Origin of the sequence: Asticcacaulis sp. SL142 (assembly GCF_026625745.1) — a bacterium.
GTDB lineage: Bacteria > Pseudomonadota > Alphaproteobacteria > Caulobacterales > Caulobacteraceae > Asticcacaulis.
Window position 1 is genome coordinate 1303892 of the sequence record NZ_CP113061.1, and the last position, 18947, is coordinate 1322838.

The window sequence follows — 18947 nt, forward strand, 5'->3', positions numbered from 1 at the left end:
TCAATACTTCAGACGAATACGCGCAGATACGCGGCGATCGTTGATTTGGTAGTTACGTCGGAGTATTTCTCTGGCGAAGAAGGTCTTTTGGACCGTGTCCGTCAGATTCTGCCCGTCAATGGTAAATGAGACGTGGTCGTTCAGATCATAACTCACCGAGGCGTCAAGCGACCCATAAGCCTTGAAGTAGACTGGCAATGATACGGCACCGGTTTCGCTTACCGTGTCCAGATACGTCGAGCGCCAGTTATAGGCGACCCGCGCATTCCAGCCATACTTGTCATAGAGCAGCATGAGGTTATAGCTGTCCTTCGACAAATCTTCCAGCGGCACCGCAAATGGTGTGCCTCCGACCGTGGTCGAAGCGATCGTACCCGCATTACTATCAGCAAGGGTGTAGTTCGCCGCAATTCCGAGCCCAGACCACGCGCCGGGGAGGAAATCGAAGAACTTCTGGCCGGAGATTTCGAAGCCCTCGACGTAACCACTGGTCACGTTCGTCAATTCAGACCCGTTGAACCGAACGACACCGACCCCCGGGATGGTTTCGGTGAACTCAGCGCCCCGCGTTGCGATCAGATCGACCAGGTCCTTTTTAAAGAAATCAATCGTGAGGCTGCCGTCTTTAGCGAAGTACCATTCGAAAGACAGGTCATACGATGTCACGCGCTCAGGATTGAGGTTTGGATTGCCATTTCTACTGAAGCTGCCCTGATAGGGATTGGTCGTCGCATTATATGGGTTGTTTTGGTCTACAGTATTCGGCAACGCATTTTGATCTGTGTAATTGGGCGAATAACTGAAGGTCGGGTTAAGTTGCGTAAAGTCCGGCCGATATATGTTTTTAGAGTAGGCGAAGCGCGCCTGGAGATTTTCAGTCAGATGTACCCGAAGGTTGAAGCTCGGCAATAAGACATTATACTTGTTGCCTCCAGATAAGGGCCCCTCGGTCTGCACTACGGTTGGATTAGCGCCACCTGATGTCCGATAGCTGAGCGCCTGGTAACCTTCCCCCGTTGCTTCCGTTTGAACATAGCGAACGCCCAGGTTCCCGTCGAAGTCAAACCCACCCAGTTGCGAACCAAATGTCGTGCGCAGGTAGAATGCGACGTCATCTTGTTCGATGGGGCTAAACGTCCGATGGAGTGGATCGCTGATGTCAGGATAGCCGACCGTGATACCCGTGAGCGTCTTATAGTGCGCGAAGGCGTCCTGATGATTTAGTGTATCATTCCCAAGCCACTGCAGGACAGGACCAAATACCAAATCAGCCCCGTCGCCACGCAAAATCGATGCCTGGCCGGGATTAATCTCAACGAACTCAGGATTATCTTCAACGGGCGTGAAAATGCCGTTCCAGGTGTTGGCGTCGCGATTCATCGCATCTTTGCGGCTATAGCGTACGCCCGACTTGAATTGCTTGAAAAATCCGTCGTCGAAATCCCAGGTTAGATCGAGTTTGAGGGCATCGGCCTCCGCCGTATTTTTGGTTATGAAAGGTTGAATCGCCCCATAGCTATAACTTGTCGGGTCGCTCAAGAAATTCGGAGTGTCCGAACCCTGGATCGGAAAATCGCCAGTGTTGTCGAAGACATAGTTATAATTGCCTGCGTCTAAGAAAAGATAGGTATTCATGCCGGTGCGGTTGACCTTGGAATCCAGGTGCTCGTAATCCGCATCCAAACGCAGATTTGGTGTCACCTGCCATTTGAAACCAGTCGAGAACTCGGTTGTTCTCGTCTTACGAATACCGCCGTAAATGATGGAAATGCCGCCTGTACCGGTACGCGCACCCGCCACGGCGACCCCGTCTTCCACCTGGTAGGTTCCAACCGGCGTTGCATTGCCGTTAATGAAGTACGAGTTGCCGGCATCTATGAAGCGATAGTCCGAGTTGAAAAGCTGGGCATAGGCTTCAAAGTCGTCATTTGGGCGCCACTGCAGGACGATGTTTTGGCTGCTGCGCTTTCTGCTGCCGCTGCCGACGTTAAAGCCGCCGCCGTCGGGCACCAGAATATTCTCGGTCTCATGGCCCGGAACCGGCGTGCAGCGCAATTGCGAGCCATTTGGCGTCGGGGTGACCGGCACGAGGTTACCGCCGGAGTCCAAGACACAAGGACCGTGGTAGTAATAAGGTTCCATCTGGACCAAATCCTCACGGAAGGCAGACTTCTGGTATGACGCGTTGGCGAGGAAACCGATCTCACCGATACGGGTAGACCACCGGTTACTGTAAAGCGCCGAATAGCTTTCGCCGGTTTCCTTAGCCAGGTCATAGTTGGTAACAGACGCCGTTGCCGACATTACTCTGCCCTTGGCATCAAACGGCTTACGCGTAATGAGGTTAACCGTGCCGGCCAGGGAGCCTTCGATCATATCTGAGGACGGGTTTTTATAAACGTCAACTCGCGACAGCAGATCGGGCCCGATTTCGTCATACGACAAGCCAACGCCGCCATTTGCCGAGAATATATCATGGCCGTTGAGTTCGGTCCGAACCCGGGTTAGGCCGCGAATGAGCACCTGCTGACCCTCGCCGCGAATACGTTGAATCTGGATACCGGGAATACGCTGCAACGATTCGGCGATGTTTACGTCCGGAAACTTTCCGATGTCCGTGGCCGTGATCGAATCGACAATCTGGTCGGAATTTTGCTTGATCGCCTGAGCCGTCGCCAGACTACGGCGCAGGCCGGTGACGACTACAGTTTCGGTATCATCACTTGCCGTATTATCTGCGTCTGCGGCGGCCTGATCCTGAGCTAACGCTCCCCCTGCTATCAGAACCGATGCGATAGCCAGCACAGACACCCCTGAACGGGTGCGTGTAAATATTTTCATGATTTTGGTTCCCTCCGCCCCCCGCCCTTATCGGCGAGTAAGCTAAAGTGAACTTATATGATAATATTCATATGCGAAAGTTAAATTTATTTAGGAAACCCGCAAAACGGTCACATCCCGCACACTTGCAGCATTTGAGCAACACTCACCACATCCTCCATTTACGAGTCAGCTATCCATCTGATAAATATAATTTTTTAAAATTTACTTCAATTTCCTTTATTTAATAAGCCTAGAAAAATTCACGAACTTCTCACTAAAAATTGAACATCATCTCAATAAATGGCTTGATCGGCACTCCCGTTTGTTTTATTCACGGTAATGACTTTCCAAAATACATGGAAACTCCCAGCGCCCCTCAACCTCCCCGGCCCTCCCCGAGGAGGTTGTTTTTTCATCACGCTCTGCATTGTATAAACCCTCCCCACACTGGATAGAAATGTACAAAGCTAAAGCCCTTACTTTCTCACTTGAAAATATATTTCAAATATGCGAGTCGAGACGCCAGGGAGACCAATTAAACTCACCTTGCATACATTTGAAGTAAGGGCATTATTGCGCCTAAAACTGACCATCTGCGTATACAGGCAAAGCAGAACACGCATTTTGGCAACTAACAATCACTGAGGAGACTTCTTATGAGGCTGGCCAAAACTCTTCTGTATTCCGCCGCAATCCTTACCGCATCCTTCAGCATTGCCGGGGCACAGACGGCCACCACAAGGCCCGATGGGCGCGTCGAAAGCGGCCTTTATGTCGGGGCCAACTACCAGCCCGTTGACCGCACACCTGCCCAGATTACCTACGACATCGGCCTGATGAAGAAAGCGGGTTTCAAGGTGGTGCGCATGGGCGATCTGTCCTGGGACTATTTCCAGCCGGCCGAAGGCGTCTATACCTTTGAAAAATTCGACGCGGTTTTGAATGAAATGCACAAGGCCGGCATTAAGGTTATGGTCGATATTCCGGGCCTGCCGGCACCAATGTGGCTGCACAAAAAATATCCCGGTGTTGATCTGGTGACCCAGAACGGCACGCGCCTTTATGCCGCCGAACGGTACATGGACAACATCAGCGATCCGGACTACCGCCGCTTGGCCAAGGCGCTGGGTGAAGCCATGACCAAACGCTACGGTAAGCATCCGGCCGTCATCGCCATCGGTTACAATAACGAAATCGGCAACGGCTTCATGTCCTATTCCGCCGCCGATCGTGAGCGTTTTATCGTGTGGCTGAAAGACAAATACGGCACGCTCGATGCCCTGAACAAGGCCTGGGCCACCCAGCGCTGGGCGCGCACCCTCACCGACTGGGATCAGGTTGAAATTCCTTATGGTGACGGCCCTGGGCCTTTTGAGCGTTACCTTGACCTGCATCATTACTGGTCTGATGTTACAGTGGGCACGCTGATGGATCTTGAGCAGTCGCGCCGTAAATATGCCCCCGATAAGCCGACCATCTCCAATCTGTGGGACTCCAGTGAGCGTAAGGGTTTCAATTATCTTGAAACCTACAAGGATTATGTCAGCTACGGGGCGTTCGGATATTATGCCGGTGACCCGATCAGCGGCGGCTTTGAAACCCTAATGATGAAGGGGACCCTGCCGACACCGGTCTGGTTCAATGAGTTTCAGGCCGGCGGCGGCGGATTTTACGGCGCCAAGGGCCGCTCACGCATGTGGGCGCATTTTGGCCTGCTGAATGGTGGTCAGGCCGTACTGGCCTGGACGTTCAACAGCCATCTGGGCGGTGAAGAACAGGCGCTGTTTGGTCTGGTCGACCATGACGACACCCCCTCCTGGAAGCTGGACGAATTTGCCACCATCGCCAAAGAGTTTAAGCAGAATGGAAAAAATGGGCTTTCCGCGCGACTTAAAGCCCGAAGTGGCGATTGCCTATTCGTTTGAGGCGCGCGTAGCCTCAAACCCCAAAAGCTGGTCCAACACGGTCAAGCAGTATATGACCACGCCGTATCTTACTCAGGCTCATAATGCCTTTTCGCCGCTCTATGCGGACAATATAGACATGGCCGTCCTTAACATCGCTGAGGAAGACCTGAGTCGTTACAAGCTGGTGGTGGTGCCGGGCATCTACCTGATGGATAAGGCATCCGCTGATAATCTCAGGAAATACGTGAATGGCGGCGGCACCGTCGTCATGACGGCCATGTCGGCCAAGGTCAATGACAACAATCAGTGGTTCAACACCCCTCTGCCGGGGCAGTTGTCCGATGTGTTCGGCCTGAAAACGCGTGAGTTCTATCGGACCGAAAAGCCTTTGACCGGCAAGATCGGCGATGCCGGTTTTACGACCACCATCAATTTCTACGAAGTGTTGGAACCCTCGACCGCCAAGGTTATGGGCAGTTTTGACAATGTTGACGGCGCGCCACCGGTGATCACGGTCAATCAATACGGTAAGGGCCGCGCCATCTATGTGGCCACCCCAGCCCAGCCGTCGGTCATGGCGCCTCTGTATAAACAACTCTACACAGACCTTGGCCTGAAAGTGGGCCCGAAAACCCCCGAAGGCGTCTATGCGCGCACGGTGAATGGGCAGACTCTTTATGTCAATACGACGACGGAGACGAAAACCGTAGCGATTGACGGCAAAAAGACCGGGGTGCTGTCGGGCACGGCCTGGAGCGATACCCTCACCCTGCCGTCTTACGGCGTGGAATTTCTGAAATAGCCGCGACACAAAGAAAAGATAACAGGGTCAAAACCATGACAACCATCAGCAAACGACAATTACTGGGCGCGCCCTTGCTGGCCGCTTTAGGGGCGTCAGCTTTGTCCGCTAAGGCGGCAGATAGCTGCGCGCCGACACCACCGGCGCCTAAATTTGATCTGCCGATGCAGTCCGGCAAGTTCACCGCCGAAGTCGCCTCTTTAAAGACTTACGAAACACCGGCGTGGTTCCGTGATGCCAAATTCGGCATATGGTCGCACTGGGGACCGCAGGCCGTGCCCAAGGTTGGCGATTGGTACGCCCGCCAGATGTATATTCCCGGCCATCCGCACTATACCCACCACGTCAAGACCTATGGCCACCCTTCAAAGTTCGGCTTCAAGGACATCATCCCGCTATGGAAGGCCGAAAAGTTTGACCCGGAAGGGTTGATGGACAAATATGCTGACGCGGGCGCCAAATATTTTGTCAGCATGGGCGTCCACCACGACAATTTCGACCTGTGGAATTCGCGGCATCACCGCTGGAACGCGGTCGCTATGGGGCCTAAGCGCGACATCGTTGGTGATTGGAAAAAAGCGGCTAAAAAACGCGGTCTGAAATACGGGGTGTCTGAGCATCTGGCCGCCAGCTACACCTGGTATCAGACCAGCCACCAGTATGACCAGTTCTGGCCCCTGCTGGGCACACCCTATGACGGCGCCAATCCGGAAAATTTTGACCTCTATCACCCTAATAAGGGCGAATCCTTCGTCAACACCCCGGAAAGCTGGTATACACAGAACCCTGAGTTCCAGCAGGTCTGGTACAACCGCATGAAGGATCTGGTCGATCAGTATGAGCCTGACCTGTTTTATTCTGATGGCGGTCTGCCGTTCGGTCAGGTTGGGCGCAGTCTGGTCGCCCACCTCTATAACCGCAGCGTCACCGGTAAGGGCAAGGCCGAGGCCGTCTATACCTGCAAGGATTCAGGCTCTGGCGAGTTCCACAAGGAAGCCAGCGTTCAGGATGTCGAGCGCGGCGTTTTAGCCGGCATAAATCCATACCCGTGGCAGACCTGCACCTCAATGGGCGACTGGTTCTACAGCGAAGGTTATAAGTATAAAACAACCGCAGATATCGTTTATATGCTGTCCGATATCGTCAGTAAGAACGGCAACCTGCTGCTCAACGTCGTGCAACTGCCCGACGGCAGTCTGCCGCCCGAGTCCGAGGCGTTTCTGAGCGAAATGGCCGCCTGGATGAAGATAAACGGGCCGGCCATTCATGGTACGCGTCCATGGAAAATCTTTGGCGAAGGCCCGACCGAAACCTCAGGCGGTGCGTTCAAGGAAAACGCCGCCTATGTGGCGCAGGACATCCGGTTTACGACCAGGGGCAAGACACTTTATGCGATAACCTTGGGCGAACCGCGCACAGATGTGGTCATCAAATCTCTGGGCAAGCGCGCCAATCTGGCTGAACGGCCGGTGCGTAAAGTGCAGGCTCTGGGCTCATCCGCGGCCTTACGCTTTCAGCAAACGGATGAGGCCCTGGTCATCAGCCTGCCGCCTAAGCTACCCACGGCCCATGCCAGCGCCTTTCAGATTACCTTTGGCTAAACCTGCAAAAGGCGTGGTAAGTCCACGCCTTTTTAAAGTATCTAGGCATGGTCAGCACCGCGGCGATATAGCCGTAAAAAGCAAAGATTGGGAAACTAACAAAACTAAGCACTATGGGGCGAGATTGTGGCCCCGTTACGCCATAATTCTCGTACAAATGAGCTACAAGAACTTGCGAGCTTTCACGAAAAAATAGTAACTACCTTACGCAGGTGAAGCTACAAAAAATTCATTCCAACTTGGTGCTTTGGCTTCGATACTAAGCGCTCCGGGCATTGATGCTCTTAACAATTTTTTTGTTCTGAGTGTATTGGTAAACATAATGCTGAGACTCGAGGTTGATAAGATTACGAACAAAGCCGCAGCCTAAAATATAGACTGCACACCTCCCAGAACACATAACTCAGACAATTGACAGGGACTACAGATGACATTTCCGCCTGCAAGTCGCCGATACGTCCGGCAAAAAGCCGTAAAGGCGTACTTTTTAGTCTTTTTCCTGACTGCATTTTTGAGCGTCTGGTCGCAGGCTGTGGCTGAGGTGCGCGATGTGTCGCAGGGATGGTCATTTCATAAAGGCGACGTGAACGGGGCCGAACAGGCAAGCTTTGATGATCGGAACTGGCTTAAGGTATCTGTGCCGCATGACTGGTCGATCATGGATAAGGCCGATGGCGCCCCACCGTTTGATCCGGCCGTCGCCGGTGGTCAGGATTCAGGCTACCTGCCGGGCGGCGTCGGCTGGTATCGTTATCGCCTGAACTTAAAAGATGCAGATACCTCAAAGGTCACGCGCTTAAATTTCGAAGCGGTCTATATGGATGCGGATATCTGGGTAAACGGCACCCATGCCGCTAAACACCGCTTTGGTTATAGTGCCTTTACGGTCGATCTGACCGGCAAGGTGCGGGCCGGTGACAATATCATTGCCGTGCGCGTCAACCATGTCGATCCGTCATCACGCTGGTACGCCGGATCAGGCATTATCCGTCCGGTCAATCTGGAAGTTCTTAACTGCGTTCACATCACCCCCGACAGCGTGTTTGTGACAACGCCTGATCTGACCGAGGCCGCCGGTGTTGCCCGCGTGGCGTCAACCGTCAAAAACTGCGGCAATAAGAACCGCTCAGTCGAATATGCCGTTAAAATCCTAGCCCCTGACGGCTCAGTCGTCGCGCAAACGACCCGCAGCACGTCTGTGCCGGCCCATAAAGATACCAGCCTGGAGCAAAACCTGACCGTGACCCGCCCCAAGATGTGGTCACCGGACTCTCCTGCACTCTATACTCTGGTTCAGGAAGTGCGTATTGAGGGTAAGGTGGTGGACGAACGCCGCACCCGCTTTGGCTTCAGAACGGTCACCATGGATGCCGCCAATGGCCTGCGCGTCAATGGTAAGCCTATCCTCCTCAAGGGCGGCAATATCCACCATGACAACTATATGATTGGTGCCGCTGGCAGCCCCGATGCCGACCGCCGTAAGGTCGTTTTGATGAAAGCGGCGGGCTATAACGCCGTCCGCAGTGCCCATAACCCGGCCAGTCAAGCGACCCTCGATGCCGCTGACGAACTGGGGATGCTGGTAATCAACGAAGCCTTTGATGCCTGGAACAATAATAAGCGACCTATGGACTATGCCCGTTTCTTCAAAGAGGACTGGCCACAGGATCTGACCAGCCTCGTCATCAGTGGCCGTAACCACCCCAGTGTGATCATGTGGAGCATTGGTAATGAAATCCCGGAGCAAGGCACACCGCTGGGGGTCGAGACCGGCAGAAAACTGGCCGAGCATGTGCGCAAGCTAGACCCGACCCGACCGGTTACCCAAGCCGTCAATGCCGAACGCGATGTTGGCAATGCCCAGTTTCCGGTTATGGACATAGCCGGATATAACTACCGCGCGCACTTCTTTGCCGAAGATCATAAGGACTATCCTGAGCGTGTAATGTATACGGCAGAATCGACGCCGAAGGACGCTTTCACCTATTGGCGCCTGGTTGAAACCATGCCGTGGGTGATCGGGGATTTCGTGTGGACGGCGGTCGATTATCTGGGTGAAAGCGGCATCGGCTGGATGGGCTATACACAGGACTGGCAAAAGCTTGGGCCTTACCCATGGCATCTGGCCTATAGTGGTGAGATTGACGCCACAGGCCGCAAACGCCCGGCGGCCTTCTACCGGCAGGTGATGTGGAAATCCGGCATTGATCCGGTGGCCGCGTTTGTAAAACAGCCCGAAGGCACCGAGGACCTGCCTGACCGAAACCTGTACCCCATCACACCACCACATCTGGACTGGTCTCTGGAAGATATCCACCCAAGCTGGACGTGGCGAGGTCAGGAAGGCAAGACCTTGGATGTCGTGGTCTTTTCCGAATTTCCTGAGGTGGAACTGTTCCTCAACGATAAGAGTCTGGGCCGTAAACCGGTGTCGGTCGCCAGCGAATACCGCGCCAATTACCGCGTGCCATATGCACCAGGGCAATTGATAGCCTTGGGCTACGACAAGGGCCGCGAGGCCGGACGATGGGAACTGAAAACCGCCGGCGCGTCATCTGGCTTCAAAGTGACGGTCGATCGTCAGACCTTTACAGCCAATGGCCAGGATCTGGCCTATGTGACGATTGAACTGACCGATGCCCAAGGTGTGCCGATCTATGCCCAGACCAATGACCGGAAGGTTACGGTTAAGGTCTCTGGCGCAGGCACACTGGCGGGTATTGGTAATGGTAATCCGCAGGACGCATCAAGCTTTCAATCCGGCATGCGTAAAACCTTCCATGGCCGTGTGGTGGCCGTGGTCAAGGCGAGTCTGACCGCCGGCCCGATCACCGTCAAGATCGACGCCGAGGGTATGGCCAGCCAGCAGGTGCAACTCACCTCTGTGGCACCATAGGCTGAACTCAGGTAAGCGCTTGTCGCGCTTCTTGACCAGATGGTTGACGCGACGATCATATAGCCGTTGACCGATACTGGCCCAAGAAGCTCCTTTAAACCCTTGGTCTTGGCCATTTTAGCGGCGGCGCTGGCGGTCAGTTTTGAATACCTCTTGCGGGCGTTCGACGGAAGCCAGCGCAGGGTGTCCAGAAGCTTCCTACATGCCTCCCTGTCGATGTGTTCCACCGGAGTATCCTTGCCGAGGATGTCAAACAGGACGCTCACCATTTCATGATACCGGGCGACGGTCTTGGACATCCGTTTCTTCGATGGGTCATTGATGAAGAGCGTGAAGACCTCTTCAAAGGTCTTCCCTTTAGCGTCTGGCTTAGATGCTGGCGGTAGAGGGTTGATTGCAATCGGCTCAAACGCATGGCCCTCAGCATGTCGTAGCCATTGCTCATATTCCATGCCAACCAGCCGAGCCTTTCGGACAGCTTCACCCCATCGTCCAGTCTTCAACGATCTGACGAAGAACGCCTTGCCGACGATGGGTCTTAGAGGGCGTGGGATCGACCATCTGACATAGATCGTTCTGCCCCGGACGATAAAACCCCGACGATTACGAAGCGAGGCTGATTCTCGACCTGATTCAGAGATCGTCAGAGCTTTCGCCACCCGTCTTTTCGATGATCGGTTGCCACCCTTTTGGACAGCATGGATGAGACGCTTGGAACCCCAGAATGATACAAACTGTTGCTACAGTCATGACGCACGCTGACGCTACAGGCGTTTAAAAGACTGTACTGTATGGATTTTTCGGGATTTTCGGTAAGTTTGGTGCCCCCGGTCGGACTCGAACCGACACACCTCTCGGTACCGGATTTTGAATCCGGCGCGTCTACCAATTCCACCACAGGGGCCCGTATTACGGATTTTTAGCGCGGTAAGGACGGCGGTGATAAAGGCTTTTTTAGCCCCACGCAAGCCTAAATCCGTTACCGTTCACAGTCTTAATAACCTTAAGCCAGTCCGGGCCGGCGGCGCTTTTTGGATGAGGGCGGCGTCGGATCTGGCTCAGGCCGACGCGGCGCCTCGGCAGCCGACTGTACGGCCTCAGCATAGCTGGCGGAAGGTGTAGGATGATGTCCGCCCCCTGAGTGCCCACCTGAGTGCGGGCCATGTTCTTCAGGCGGACGCGTGAACGGATTGCGGCGGCGGCGCGGACGGGGCGCTCCATCGAAAGAGACCCCAAGAATGTCAATTTCTGGCCGTATATCCTCAGAATACAGCAGTTCTTCCTGAGCATCTATGATCAGCTTTTTGACATATTGCTTGTTACGCCAAAAGCTATCCAACTCCTCGACGGCCATGCGGATGGCGGCGCGGTGCTCCTGATAACGCATCGGCATGTGACCGCCGCCGGTGTAAACTTGGGCTGGCGAGACTATACCCACCGGCGGCGTTCCCGGTGTTGTGCCGCCGAAATTGAGATTGACCGGCACCAGAATGGTTCCGTCTTTGGCGCCGTCTTTTTTAGGGAGGGCGTCGTCTTTGGCGTCCAGCGCCTTATTAATTGTGTCGCGCAGCTTTTTGATATCACTGCATAAGGCCAGTGTTTTACCTAATCGGCTGTCAAGAACGGCTAAAAGCTCGTTCGTTGGCGCGTAAATGCCGTCAGTCGTGGACACAATGACCTTATCCAATGCGCGGCGCACAGCTTCATAGATATTTTCAGCCGACCGTTCTCTCTGGCGTCTAAGGGTTTTACGTGTATCCGACTTGCCCTTGGCATAGGCGGCCCACAACAAAAACGCCAGAATAAGGGCGACGACGACGGCAAGGAACAGCAGGCTCAGGTCATAGGACACGGTCTCATACGCGAAGTCGTTGGGATCTTCCGCCGGAGTAAATGAGTCGTACCTCATAGCCATGTTCAGAACTTCCCCCGCCTGCGCTCAGCCGCCCGTATAGTGAGATTCCGGGCGCACCTGTCGTAACCGTTAACACAAGGGTTAGGTTAACACAAACGCTCACGCTCTGACGAGTCCCGGATGCCTGAATGGCGAAGTTCCGGTGCTGAAATCACTTGGATTTGTCGTTTTGTACCTTGAGCGCGGCCTCTTCGACACGGCGCAGCAGGTCTTTGAGCACGACCACCTCTTCCGCGCTCAGGTTCGCCAGGACGACTTTTTCAAACTCGACCGCCGACGGCGCAACATCGGCAAACAGTCGCTCACCCTCCGAACTCAGAATCAGGTGGTGTGAGCGGCCGTCATATTCATGGGGCGCGCGGGTGATCAGACGGCGCTTAGCCAGGGCCTGAGCGGCGCGTGAGATCGTGACCTTATCCATGCCGGTGCGCTTAACCAGCGCCTGCTGGGTCGAGGGACCATCCTCATTCAGCACCCAGATCAGCCGCCATTCCGGAATTTTCAGCCCGTGGATGCTATCGTAGGCGGTTGAAATAAGCGTGCTAACCGCGTTTGACGCTACCGACAAACGGTAGGGAAGGTAATCATCAAGCGCAAGCTTACTCACCGACATATCGAATAGCCTCCTGAAGCGTGAAAATAGTGCGCCCATCGTTACCGGCGCAACATAGTCATATTGTTGTCACGGTTATGCCTTGACGCAACCCTTAATACAAATGAGTTTTAGTTAATCCGCCAAACACCGCCGCTAAACCGCCCAATCCGCTAAAGCACACCACATTTCTGAGATAAAGTTCGCCCATAACGACAAAGCCGTTTGCTTAGCGAGTGCAACATGGCATAGACGTCCAATCACTCATTTCAGACCAAAGAATTTCACGTGCTGCGCAATTTATATAACTGGATGCTAAAGCTGGCTGGCAGCCGTCACGCGGAAAAGTCTTTGGCGATTGTATCCTTTACTGAAAGCTCTTTCTTTCCCATTCCGCCCGACATCATGCTGGCGCCCATGGTTTTGGCAAGGCCTGACAAGGCCTACCGATACGCTCTGGTCTGCACCATCGCCTCCCTGCTGGGCGCGCTTTTGGGATACGCGATCGGGTATTTTCTGGAACCTGTGGGCGTGGCCATTTTAAAATTCTTTGGCTACACACAGGGCTTGGCTGAGTTTCATATTTTTATGGAAAAATGGGGTGCCTGGGTCATTATTATCAAAGGCTTTCTCCCCATCCCGTTTAAGCTGGTGACCATCGCGTCTGGCTTGGGCCATTTAAATATGGCGGTCTTTCTGTTCAGTTGCGCCCTGACGCGTGGCGCACGCTTTTTACTGGTCGCCTTCCTTATCAAAAAGTTCGGCCCGGAAATCACCCATCACATTGAAAAACGCATCTATACGGTATCGGCCATAGCGGTGGCGGTGCTCGTTTTACTGATCGTCGCGATGAAGATGATCCCGCACTAAGCGGGCTTTTAGGGGGGCTTTGGGCGGATTTCCCCCGCTCCTCTGGATACTTAGTCAAAAACGGTGCGACAAAGCTGGAAATCTGTTGCATGATGCGCGCCGCTGGATCACACACTGGCGGCGGGTTACCGCGACGATTACCGATTGCGTGCGGATAGGGAATGAACGCTTCAAAATTCGATAAGGACGGCCAGAAAATAACCATGCGGGCCGCGCTCCTGTTCGGCCGGTGGTGGACGATTACAGCCCTGATTGCGTCTCTGGCCCTGCTGATGACGGCCCATGCGTTTCAGAAATTCGGCGGTCTGGATCCGTGCCATCTGTGCCTTAAGCAACGCGACATCTACTGGATCGCCGTGGTGGTCTCGCTGATCGCCAGCGTCTGGGCGCTGTTTACCGGTGCCAAGGGCCCGCCAAGGGTGTTTGCCTTTGTGCTGTTTGCCATTTTTGCCACCGGCGCGGCCTTGGCCCTGTTTCATGCCGGGGTCGAGCTGAAATGGTGGCTCGGCCCCGAAACCTGCACCGGCGGCGATGATATCAGCATCGATTCGATGGCCGCTCTGCTATCGGGCGCACCGATCACCATCCCGCAGTGCGATGTGGTCGCCTGGAAAATGTGGGGCCTGAGCATGGCTGGCTGGAACGCCATCATTTCGGCTATTCTGGCGGTATTGAGCTTTATCGCCTCCCTGCGACTAAAATACTTCTTCCGCCGCCCTAAAAACCTGACAAAATAGGCTTTATATTTGTCGCGCATTTGTATCCAAAAACCGCCCTACACTTTTTGGAACGCGCTTAGTCCTGCGGAAACCCTGCCATGAGTGACGATATTCTGGTCGAAGACATCCCCGAAGCGGTCACGCCCACACCGTCAGGTGTGCCGCCCCGTCCGGGCAAGGGTGCAGTGCGCCACCGCTTAGAGGAAATCCTGCGCGTCGATCACGCCGGTGAATTAGCCGCCGTTCACATCTACCGCGCCCAGAGCATGGTCTTTTCCGCCACGCCTGAGCGGGCGTTAAGCCACGACCTCAAGCGCATGGAGTTTGAGGAACAGGTTCATCTGGACCGCTTTAACGCCTTGATGCGCGAACACGACGTCCGCCCTACGGTGATGACGCCGGTATGGCGGCTGGCGGCCATGGGGCTTGGGGTCGGCACCGCGCTGCTGGGGCCAAAGGCGGCCCACGCCTGCACCGAAGCGGTCGAAAGCGTGATCGAAAAGCACTATGCCGAGCAGATCCAAGACCTGAAAGACCGCGAACCCGATCTTGCCGCCGAACTGACCAAATTCCGCGAGGATGAGATCGGCCATAAGGATCATGCGGTTAGTGCCGGTGCCCATCAGGCCCCCGCCTACCCGCTACTGTCGGCGGTCGTGCAGGCCGGCTGTCGTCTGGCCATCAAGATCAGCGAAAAGATATGACCGCCCATGACTATAGACCCCGATAAGGTGCGCGCGTTTAGTCTGCGCCACCTGCACGGCAAGACGCCTGAATTGTCATTTGGCGATCGCATGGCCGACAAAATCGCCGCCATAGTCGGGTCGTGGCGGTTTATCATCATTCAGTCGGTACTGCTGTTCGGCTGGATTTTGGTCAATGTCTTTGCCTGGATCAAGGCGTGGGATCCGTACCCGTTTATCCTGCTTAATCTGGCCCTGTCGTTTCAGGCGGCGTTTACCGCCCCGATCCTGATGATGTCGCAGAACCGTCAGTCCGATATCGATCGTGGTAAGGCGCAACTGGATTACGATGTAAACCTGAAAGCCGAACTGGATATCGAAGCTCTGCACCAAAAGATCGACATGATGCGCGAAGACGATATCAACCGCCTGATCAAGCTGGTCGAGGTGTTGTGCGAGGAACGTAACGCCCGTTTGGCGCAAGAGACAGCCAAGCCTGACTGAGTCAGATATTCATAAATTCCAGGCTGTGGCGCAGTTTTTCGATGATGGTTTCGCGCACATCATCATCCAGATCACCCAGTTCCAACTGCACATCGCCATTGGCCGCGACCCGAACCGTCACCGGCTCGCCCTGAAAGGTAAAGCGGGTGACTTTCGGGCCAAACAGCCGCTCACGACGTGTTTCCAGATTGACCTTAAGCGCCGATTGTAACGCCGTTTCAAACTCGTCACGCTTAACCGCCCTATAACCTTCGGCTGCCCGTTCCCCCGACAACGCAAAGTGCAGAACGCCGAATTTACGACGATCCAGCTCAAACCGAATGGGCATATTTTATGCCTCCAGCAAAGTGTCCCAATACAGGTAATCTACCCAACTTTCGTGAAGATAGTGAGGCGGAAAACGACGCCCCAGCTCCTGTAGCTGATACATTGTTGGCCGGTGTGGGTTTTTTGTCGGCATCATACGTGCCTGCTGGGGAGTTTTTCCCCCTTTGCGCAAGTTGCACGGCGCGCAGGCCGTCAGGATATTCTGCCAGGTCGATTTTCCACCCTGAGATACCGGCACCACATGATCAAAGGTAAGGTCATGCCGCGCGCCGCAGTACTGGCACGCAAACTTATCGCGCAGGAACACATTGTAGCGCGTAAAGGCCGGCGGGCGGTTCTGATCGATGTAGGATTTGAGGGCTATAACGCTCGGCAGGCGCATCGACATCGACGGAGAGCGGATTTCGAGATCGTAGGTCGACACCACATCGACGCGACCTTCGTAAACCGCTTTCACGACTTCCTGCCACGGACGGGTCGATAAGGGGTAATAGCTCAGCGGCCTGAAATCGGAATTGAGCACAAGAGCGCGCCAGTCCGAAGGGGGGCTTTTTAAAATATTCATCGCCGCATCCTTCGCATCGCGTAAGGGGTCAGGGCGGGTAAGCGACAGGGTACGGGGAAGACGCGGCCTCCTTATGTGTCGTCAGTGGTTATCCACACATCCATTTAGAACCTGATTCACCGAAAAAGAAACAGTGAAATTTATGCGACACTTTATTACGCTCAGGTGCCGCGAGGCTCGCCGCATTGGCGGCGGCGGCCAGTTTACGAACTTTGGCGCCCTTGCCAAAACTCACTAAGCCAGCTTAGTGAGTTTTGGAGACTATTTTCCGCCATGACCTACATTACCCGCTTTGCCCCCTCGCCCACCGGATATCTGCATTTGGGCCATGCCTTTAGTGCGCTGACGGCGTTTGAAGCGGCGCGCCGTCACGGCGGTGCGTTCATCCTGCGTCTTGAGGACATCGACCACACCCGCTGCCGCCTGGAATATGAGCAGGCGATCTATGACGACCTGCGCTGGCTGGAGCTTGACTGGCCCGAACCCGTCCTGCGCCAGAGCGAGCACATGGCTGACTATCAGTCCGCCCTTGAACGGCTGAAAAGCATGGGGCTGGTTTACCCGTGCTATAAAACCCGCAAGGAACTGATGCTGGAGGCCTTAAGCGCCCCCCAAGACACGCCGCCTCTACCGCCCGCCGATGCGCCGCTGGATCGCGAACCCGCATGGCGACTATCTTTGGCGGAGGCTTGCGACTATCTGGGTTCGCGCTGGGGCGGCCTTGGGTTTGAGGAACAGGGCCGTGGCCCGCATGACGAGCATGGCTGGCAAGTGGCCGATCCACAGGTCAATGGCGATGTCGTTCTGGCCCGCAAGGATGTCGGTATCGCCTATCATCTGGCGGTCGTGGTCGATGATGCCCGTCAGGGGATCACCCACATCCATCGCGGCCATGATCTGTTTGAGGCCACCCACACTCAGGTTTTGCTTCAGGCCCTGCTGGGGCTGCCGACCCCGCAATACCATCACCACGCTCTTTTGCTTGACGAAACCGGTCAGCGTCTGGCCAAGCGCAAGGGCTCAAAATCCTTAGCCGATCTGCGTAAAGAGGGTGCAAACCTTGAAAGTATCAAACGCCTTCTGAGCGTTAATCCAGTTTAAATGCCGTAAGAATTCCAGTCCATCGCAGATCATTAGATATATAATCAAATCCACTTTCAGCTATTATAAGGTATCTTTCAGGAGTTATAATAACTCTTCCCGGCTTATCACAACTCCAAATAACCTGCCTTGTATTTATATCTATAGCATATAATTTATACATAGAGCTTACGAATATAACATTATTAGCAACAACAGCGTTACCCATAACTTGTTTTTGCTCTATCCATGGCCCTTCTGATACTGTCAAAGACCACTTTATAGCGCCTGTTTTCTCATCAATAGCATCTAGTTGCGGAGGATAAGTCCGAAAAGCATAGACCACACCTTTGGCATATGCCGGCTCAATCCTGTAGCCGAACGAAGATGTCCAAACTTCGCTTGCTTTGACAGTATCAAAGCTTCTGAGTTTTAAGTTCCCTAAATAATCAAAAGTATAAGCAGGTACTAAAATCCTCCCACCTTCAGTTCCGACAACAGAATATTCGTAGCTATATCCATCAGATTCAGCAGATTTATCCTCAATATCAGACAGAAGATGGCCATTTTCCGTACCGTAAGTTTTCACACTTCTATCAGAATATAAATTAATTCCAGAGCTATCTATTGCCGTAGAAAGCACAGCCGATCGACCTACATTGTCTTGCTTCCATAAAAACTCTCCATCGGAAGCCCTGTACGCAGAGACCTTAGGATTTTCAGACCCATACATAAAGAAGATGTTTCCGCTATAAGCATTTGTCTTTCCGACAACACGATCCGAAGCAGAAACTCTTTTTATAACCTCGCCATTTTTTGAATTTAAAAACACATGAATATTATTTGAAAAATTTGGAGATATTGTTAGAGCAACTGTATTATCAGAAAACACCAGACCTCCAGATAATATCCCTTCACCAGCTTCATAAGACCATATCTGATTTCCGGTTTTAACGTCCAAAGCAGCAACACCGCCGTAGTTTATATTGACCCCTGTGATCCTCTGAGCGTATAAAAGGCCACCTCCAGGTATTATATTACCATATAAATTTGAATACGAATTGCTCCATACCTTAGTCATTTTACTTGGATTTATATGTATATCTACATAAGCTGAATGCTTAGAGTCTCTTTGATTCACGCCCCAAGGCTTAAGGTTAACTATTACTTTGTAGTCAAATTCTTTTGTCGTATTAGGATATACGGTCGCGCAGGCCACATCCTGACACAGGCGGAATGTAACCTTGCCTGTATACTCCCCGCCGCCAAGATCGCTTTTGGTTTTAAACTTTGCGCTGAACTGACCAGACGTTGAGGTGGTTAAGCTGCCATCCAATGTCAAAAAACCGGCGTCATACTGCACATCCGGATAGATAGGGGTCGTTGCCGAACCTGACTGCGTGGCCGTAAAGCTTAAAGAGGTTTCGGTTTGACCTTCCACCACATCGGCTGATTGGGAAGTCGCCGAGAGGGTCACGCTAGGGGGTGGTGGGGGAACGGGTGGCGCCGAGGATCCACCCCCGCCGCCTCCGCCGCCTCCGCAAGCCGCCAAACTCATCGGCAAGATAATTGCACAGGCAAGGCCTGACAGGTGGCGCATTTCATCCCCCAAACGGAACTGTTTTTACAACATAATATTACCGCTTTTGTTAATCATGCCTCA

The 18947-nt window shown here is 53.7% G+C and carries 15 protein-coding genes, 1 tRNA gene and 1 pseudogene; 9 read left to right on the plus strand and 8 right to left on the minus strand.

The window, feature by feature from the left end; genetic code table 11:
- Window positions 1-2841, minus strand: a complete 2841-nt coding sequence (locus tag OVA03_RS05955) for a TonB-dependent receptor (protein ID WP_267527231.1) — start codon at window positions 2839-2841, stop codon at window positions 1-3.
- 638 nt (window positions 2842-3479) lie between these two features.
- On the opposite strand from OVA03_RS05955, the gene OVA03_RS05960 reads away from it, so the two are divergent.
- From OVA03_RS05960 to OVA03_RS05975, 4 genes are all read left to right on the plus strand, one after another.
- Entirely contained in the window at window positions 3480-4748 is a 1269-nt protein-coding gene (locus OVA03_RS05960) for a beta-galactosidase (RefSeq protein WP_267527232.1), read from the plus strand.
- Window positions 4687-5532: a beta-galactosidase gene (locus tag OVA03_RS05965; protein WP_267527233.1), complete on the plus strand. Its 846-nt coding sequence runs from the start codon at window positions 4687-4689 to the stop codon at window positions 5530-5532. The genes OVA03_RS05960 and OVA03_RS05965 overlap by 62 nt, the downstream gene beginning before the upstream one ends.
- A gap of 35 nt (window positions 5533-5567) precedes the next feature.
- The gene (locus OVA03_RS05970; protein ID WP_267527234.1) at window positions 5568-7133 is read left to right on the plus strand and encodes an alpha-L-fucosidase; all 1566 of its coding nucleotides are present in this window, start codon (window positions 5568-5570) and stop codon (window positions 7131-7133) included.
- Between the two features lie 427 nt (window positions 7134-7560).
- Window positions 7561-10029 (plus strand): glycoside hydrolase family 2 TIM barrel-domain containing protein, encoded by a 2469-nt coding sequence (locus OVA03_RS05975; RefSeq protein ID WP_267527235.1) that lies wholly within the window; start codon window positions 7561-7563, stop codon window positions 10027-10029.
- A gap of 434 nt (window positions 10030-10463) precedes the next feature.
- On the opposite strand, the pseudogene OVA03_RS17035 reads toward OVA03_RS05975, so the two are convergent.
- From OVA03_RS17035 to OVA03_RS05990, 4 genes and pseudogenes are all read right to left on the minus strand, one after another.
- Window positions 10464-10688: pseudogene (locus tag OVA03_RS17035) on the minus strand (DUF6538 domain-containing protein); the annotation flags it as partial.
- A gap of 160 nt (window positions 10689-10848) precedes the next feature.
- A tRNA-Leu gene (locus OVA03_RS05980) sits at window positions 10849-10933 on the minus strand.
- 99 nt (window positions 10934-11032) lie between these two features.
- On the minus strand, window positions 11033-11938 hold the full coding sequence (locus tag OVA03_RS05985) for a hypothetical protein (protein ID WP_267527236.1): 906 nt from the start codon (window positions 11936-11938) through the stop codon (window positions 11033-11035).
- Window positions 11939-12095: 157 nt separating this feature from the next.
- A complete protein-coding gene (locus tag OVA03_RS05990) occupies window positions 12096-12557 on the minus strand; it encodes a MarR family winged helix-turn-helix transcriptional regulator (RefSeq protein WP_189485815.1) in 462 nt (153 codons plus the stop codon).
- A gap of 267 nt (window positions 12558-12824) precedes the next feature.
- On the opposite strand from OVA03_RS05990, the gene OVA03_RS05995 reads away from it, so the two are divergent.
- The 4 genes from OVA03_RS05995 (at window position 12825) to OVA03_RS06010 (ending at window position 15312) form a co-directional block, all read left to right on the plus strand.
- Window positions 12825-13406, plus strand: coding sequence for a YqaA family protein (locus tag OVA03_RS05995; protein WP_267527237.1), 582 nt, complete (start codon window positions 12825-12827; stop codon window positions 13404-13406).
- Between the two features lie 161 nt (window positions 13407-13567).
- Window positions 13568-14143 carry a disulfide bond formation protein B gene (locus OVA03_RS06000; RefSeq protein ID WP_267527238.1) on the plus strand — a complete coding sequence of 192 codons (576 nt, stop codon included), beginning with the start codon at window positions 13568-13570 and terminating at the stop codon, window positions 14141-14143.
- An 80-nt stretch (window positions 14144-14223) separates the two neighbouring features.
- Window positions 14224-14829, plus strand: coding sequence for a demethoxyubiquinone hydroxylase family protein (locus OVA03_RS06005; RefSeq protein ID WP_267527239.1), 606 nt, complete (start codon window positions 14224-14226; stop codon window positions 14827-14829).
- A 6-nt stretch (window positions 14830-14835) separates the two neighbouring features.
- Window positions 14836-15312 carry a DUF1003 domain-containing protein gene (locus OVA03_RS06010; RefSeq protein ID WP_267527240.1) on the plus strand — a complete coding sequence of 159 codons (477 nt, stop codon included), beginning with the start codon at window positions 14836-14838 and terminating at the stop codon, window positions 15310-15312.
- A 1-nt stretch (window position 15313) separates the two neighbouring features.
- On the opposite strand, the gene OVA03_RS06015 is transcribed toward OVA03_RS06010, so the two are convergent.
- Both OVA03_RS06015 and OVA03_RS06020 read right to left on the minus strand, forming a co-directional pair.
- Window positions 15314-15640, minus strand: a complete 327-nt coding sequence (locus OVA03_RS06015) for a hypothetical protein (protein ID WP_267527241.1) — start codon at window positions 15638-15640, stop codon at window positions 15314-15316.
- A 3-nt stretch (window positions 15641-15643) separates the two neighbouring features.
- Window positions 15644-16204, minus strand: coding sequence for an HNH endonuclease (locus tag OVA03_RS06020; RefSeq protein WP_267527242.1), 561 nt, complete (start codon window positions 16202-16204; stop codon window positions 15644-15646).
- Window positions 16205-16477: 273 nt separating this feature from the next.
- On the opposite strand from OVA03_RS06020, the gene gluQRS reads away from it, so the two are divergent.
- Window positions 16478-17305: a tRNA glutamyl-Q(34) synthetase GluQRS gene (gluQRS, locus tag OVA03_RS06025; RefSeq protein ID WP_267527243.1), complete on the plus strand. Its 828-nt coding sequence runs from the start codon at window positions 16478-16480 to the stop codon at window positions 17303-17305.
- On the opposite strand, the gene OVA03_RS06030 is transcribed toward gluQRS, so the two are convergent.
- On the minus strand, window positions 17292-18884 hold the full coding sequence (locus OVA03_RS06030) for a PQQ-binding-like beta-propeller repeat protein (RefSeq protein WP_267527244.1): 1593 nt from the start codon (window positions 18882-18884) through the stop codon (window positions 17292-17294). The genes gluQRS and OVA03_RS06030 overlap by 14 nt on opposite strands.
- Window positions 18885-18947: the final 63 nt, after the last annotated feature.

Coding starts and splice junctions, on each gene's coding strand:
- OVA03_RS05990 (WP_189485815.1), bottom strand. CDS start 12,557: ATGTCGGTGAGTAAGCTTGCGCTTGATGATTACCTTCCCTACCGTTTG.
- OVA03_RS05960 (WP_267527232.1), top strand. CDS start 3,480: ATGAGGCTGGCCAAAACTCTTCTGTATTCCGCCGCAATCCTTACCGCA.
- OVA03_RS06005 (WP_267527239.1), top strand. CDS start 14,224: ATGAGTGACGATATTCTGGTCGAAGACATCCCCGAAGCGGTCACGCCC.
- gluQRS (WP_267527243.1), top strand. CDS start 16,478: ATGACCTACATTACCCGCTTTGCCCCCTCGCCCACCGGATATCTGCAT.
- OVA03_RS05965 (WP_267527233.1), top strand. CDS start 4,687: ATGGAAAAAATGGGCTTTCCGCGCGACTTAAAGCCCGAAGTGGCGATT.
- OVA03_RS05985 (WP_267527236.1), bottom strand. CDS start 11,938: ATGAGGTACGACTCATTTACTCCGGCGGAAGATCCCAACGACTTCGCG.
- OVA03_RS06000 (WP_267527238.1), top strand. CDS start 13,568: ATGAACGCTTCAAAATTCGATAAGGACGGCCAGAAAATAACCATGCGG.
- OVA03_RS06030 (WP_267527244.1), bottom strand. CDS start 18,884: ATGCGCCACCTGTCAGGCCTTGCCTGTGCAATTATCTTGCCGATGAGT.
- OVA03_RS06015 (WP_267527241.1), bottom strand. CDS start 15,640: ATGCCCATTCGGTTTGAGCTGGATCGTCGTAAATTCGGCGTTCTGCAC.
- OVA03_RS06010 (WP_267527240.1), top strand. CDS start 14,836: ATGACTATAGACCCCGATAAGGTGCGCGCGTTTAGTCTGCGCCACCTG.
- OVA03_RS05970 (WP_267527234.1), top strand. CDS start 5,568: ATGACAACCATCAGCAAACGACAATTACTGGGCGCGCCCTTGCTGGCC.
- OVA03_RS05955 (WP_267527231.1), bottom strand. CDS start 2,841: ATGAAAATATTTACACGCACCCGTTCAGGGGTGTCTGTGCTGGCTATC.
- OVA03_RS05975 (WP_267527235.1), top strand. CDS start 7,561: ATGACATTTCCGCCTGCAAGTCGCCGATACGTCCGGCAAAAAGCCGTA.
- OVA03_RS06020 (WP_267527242.1), bottom strand. CDS start 16,204: ATGAATATTTTAAAAAGCCCCCCTTCGGACTGGCGCGCTCTTGTGCTC.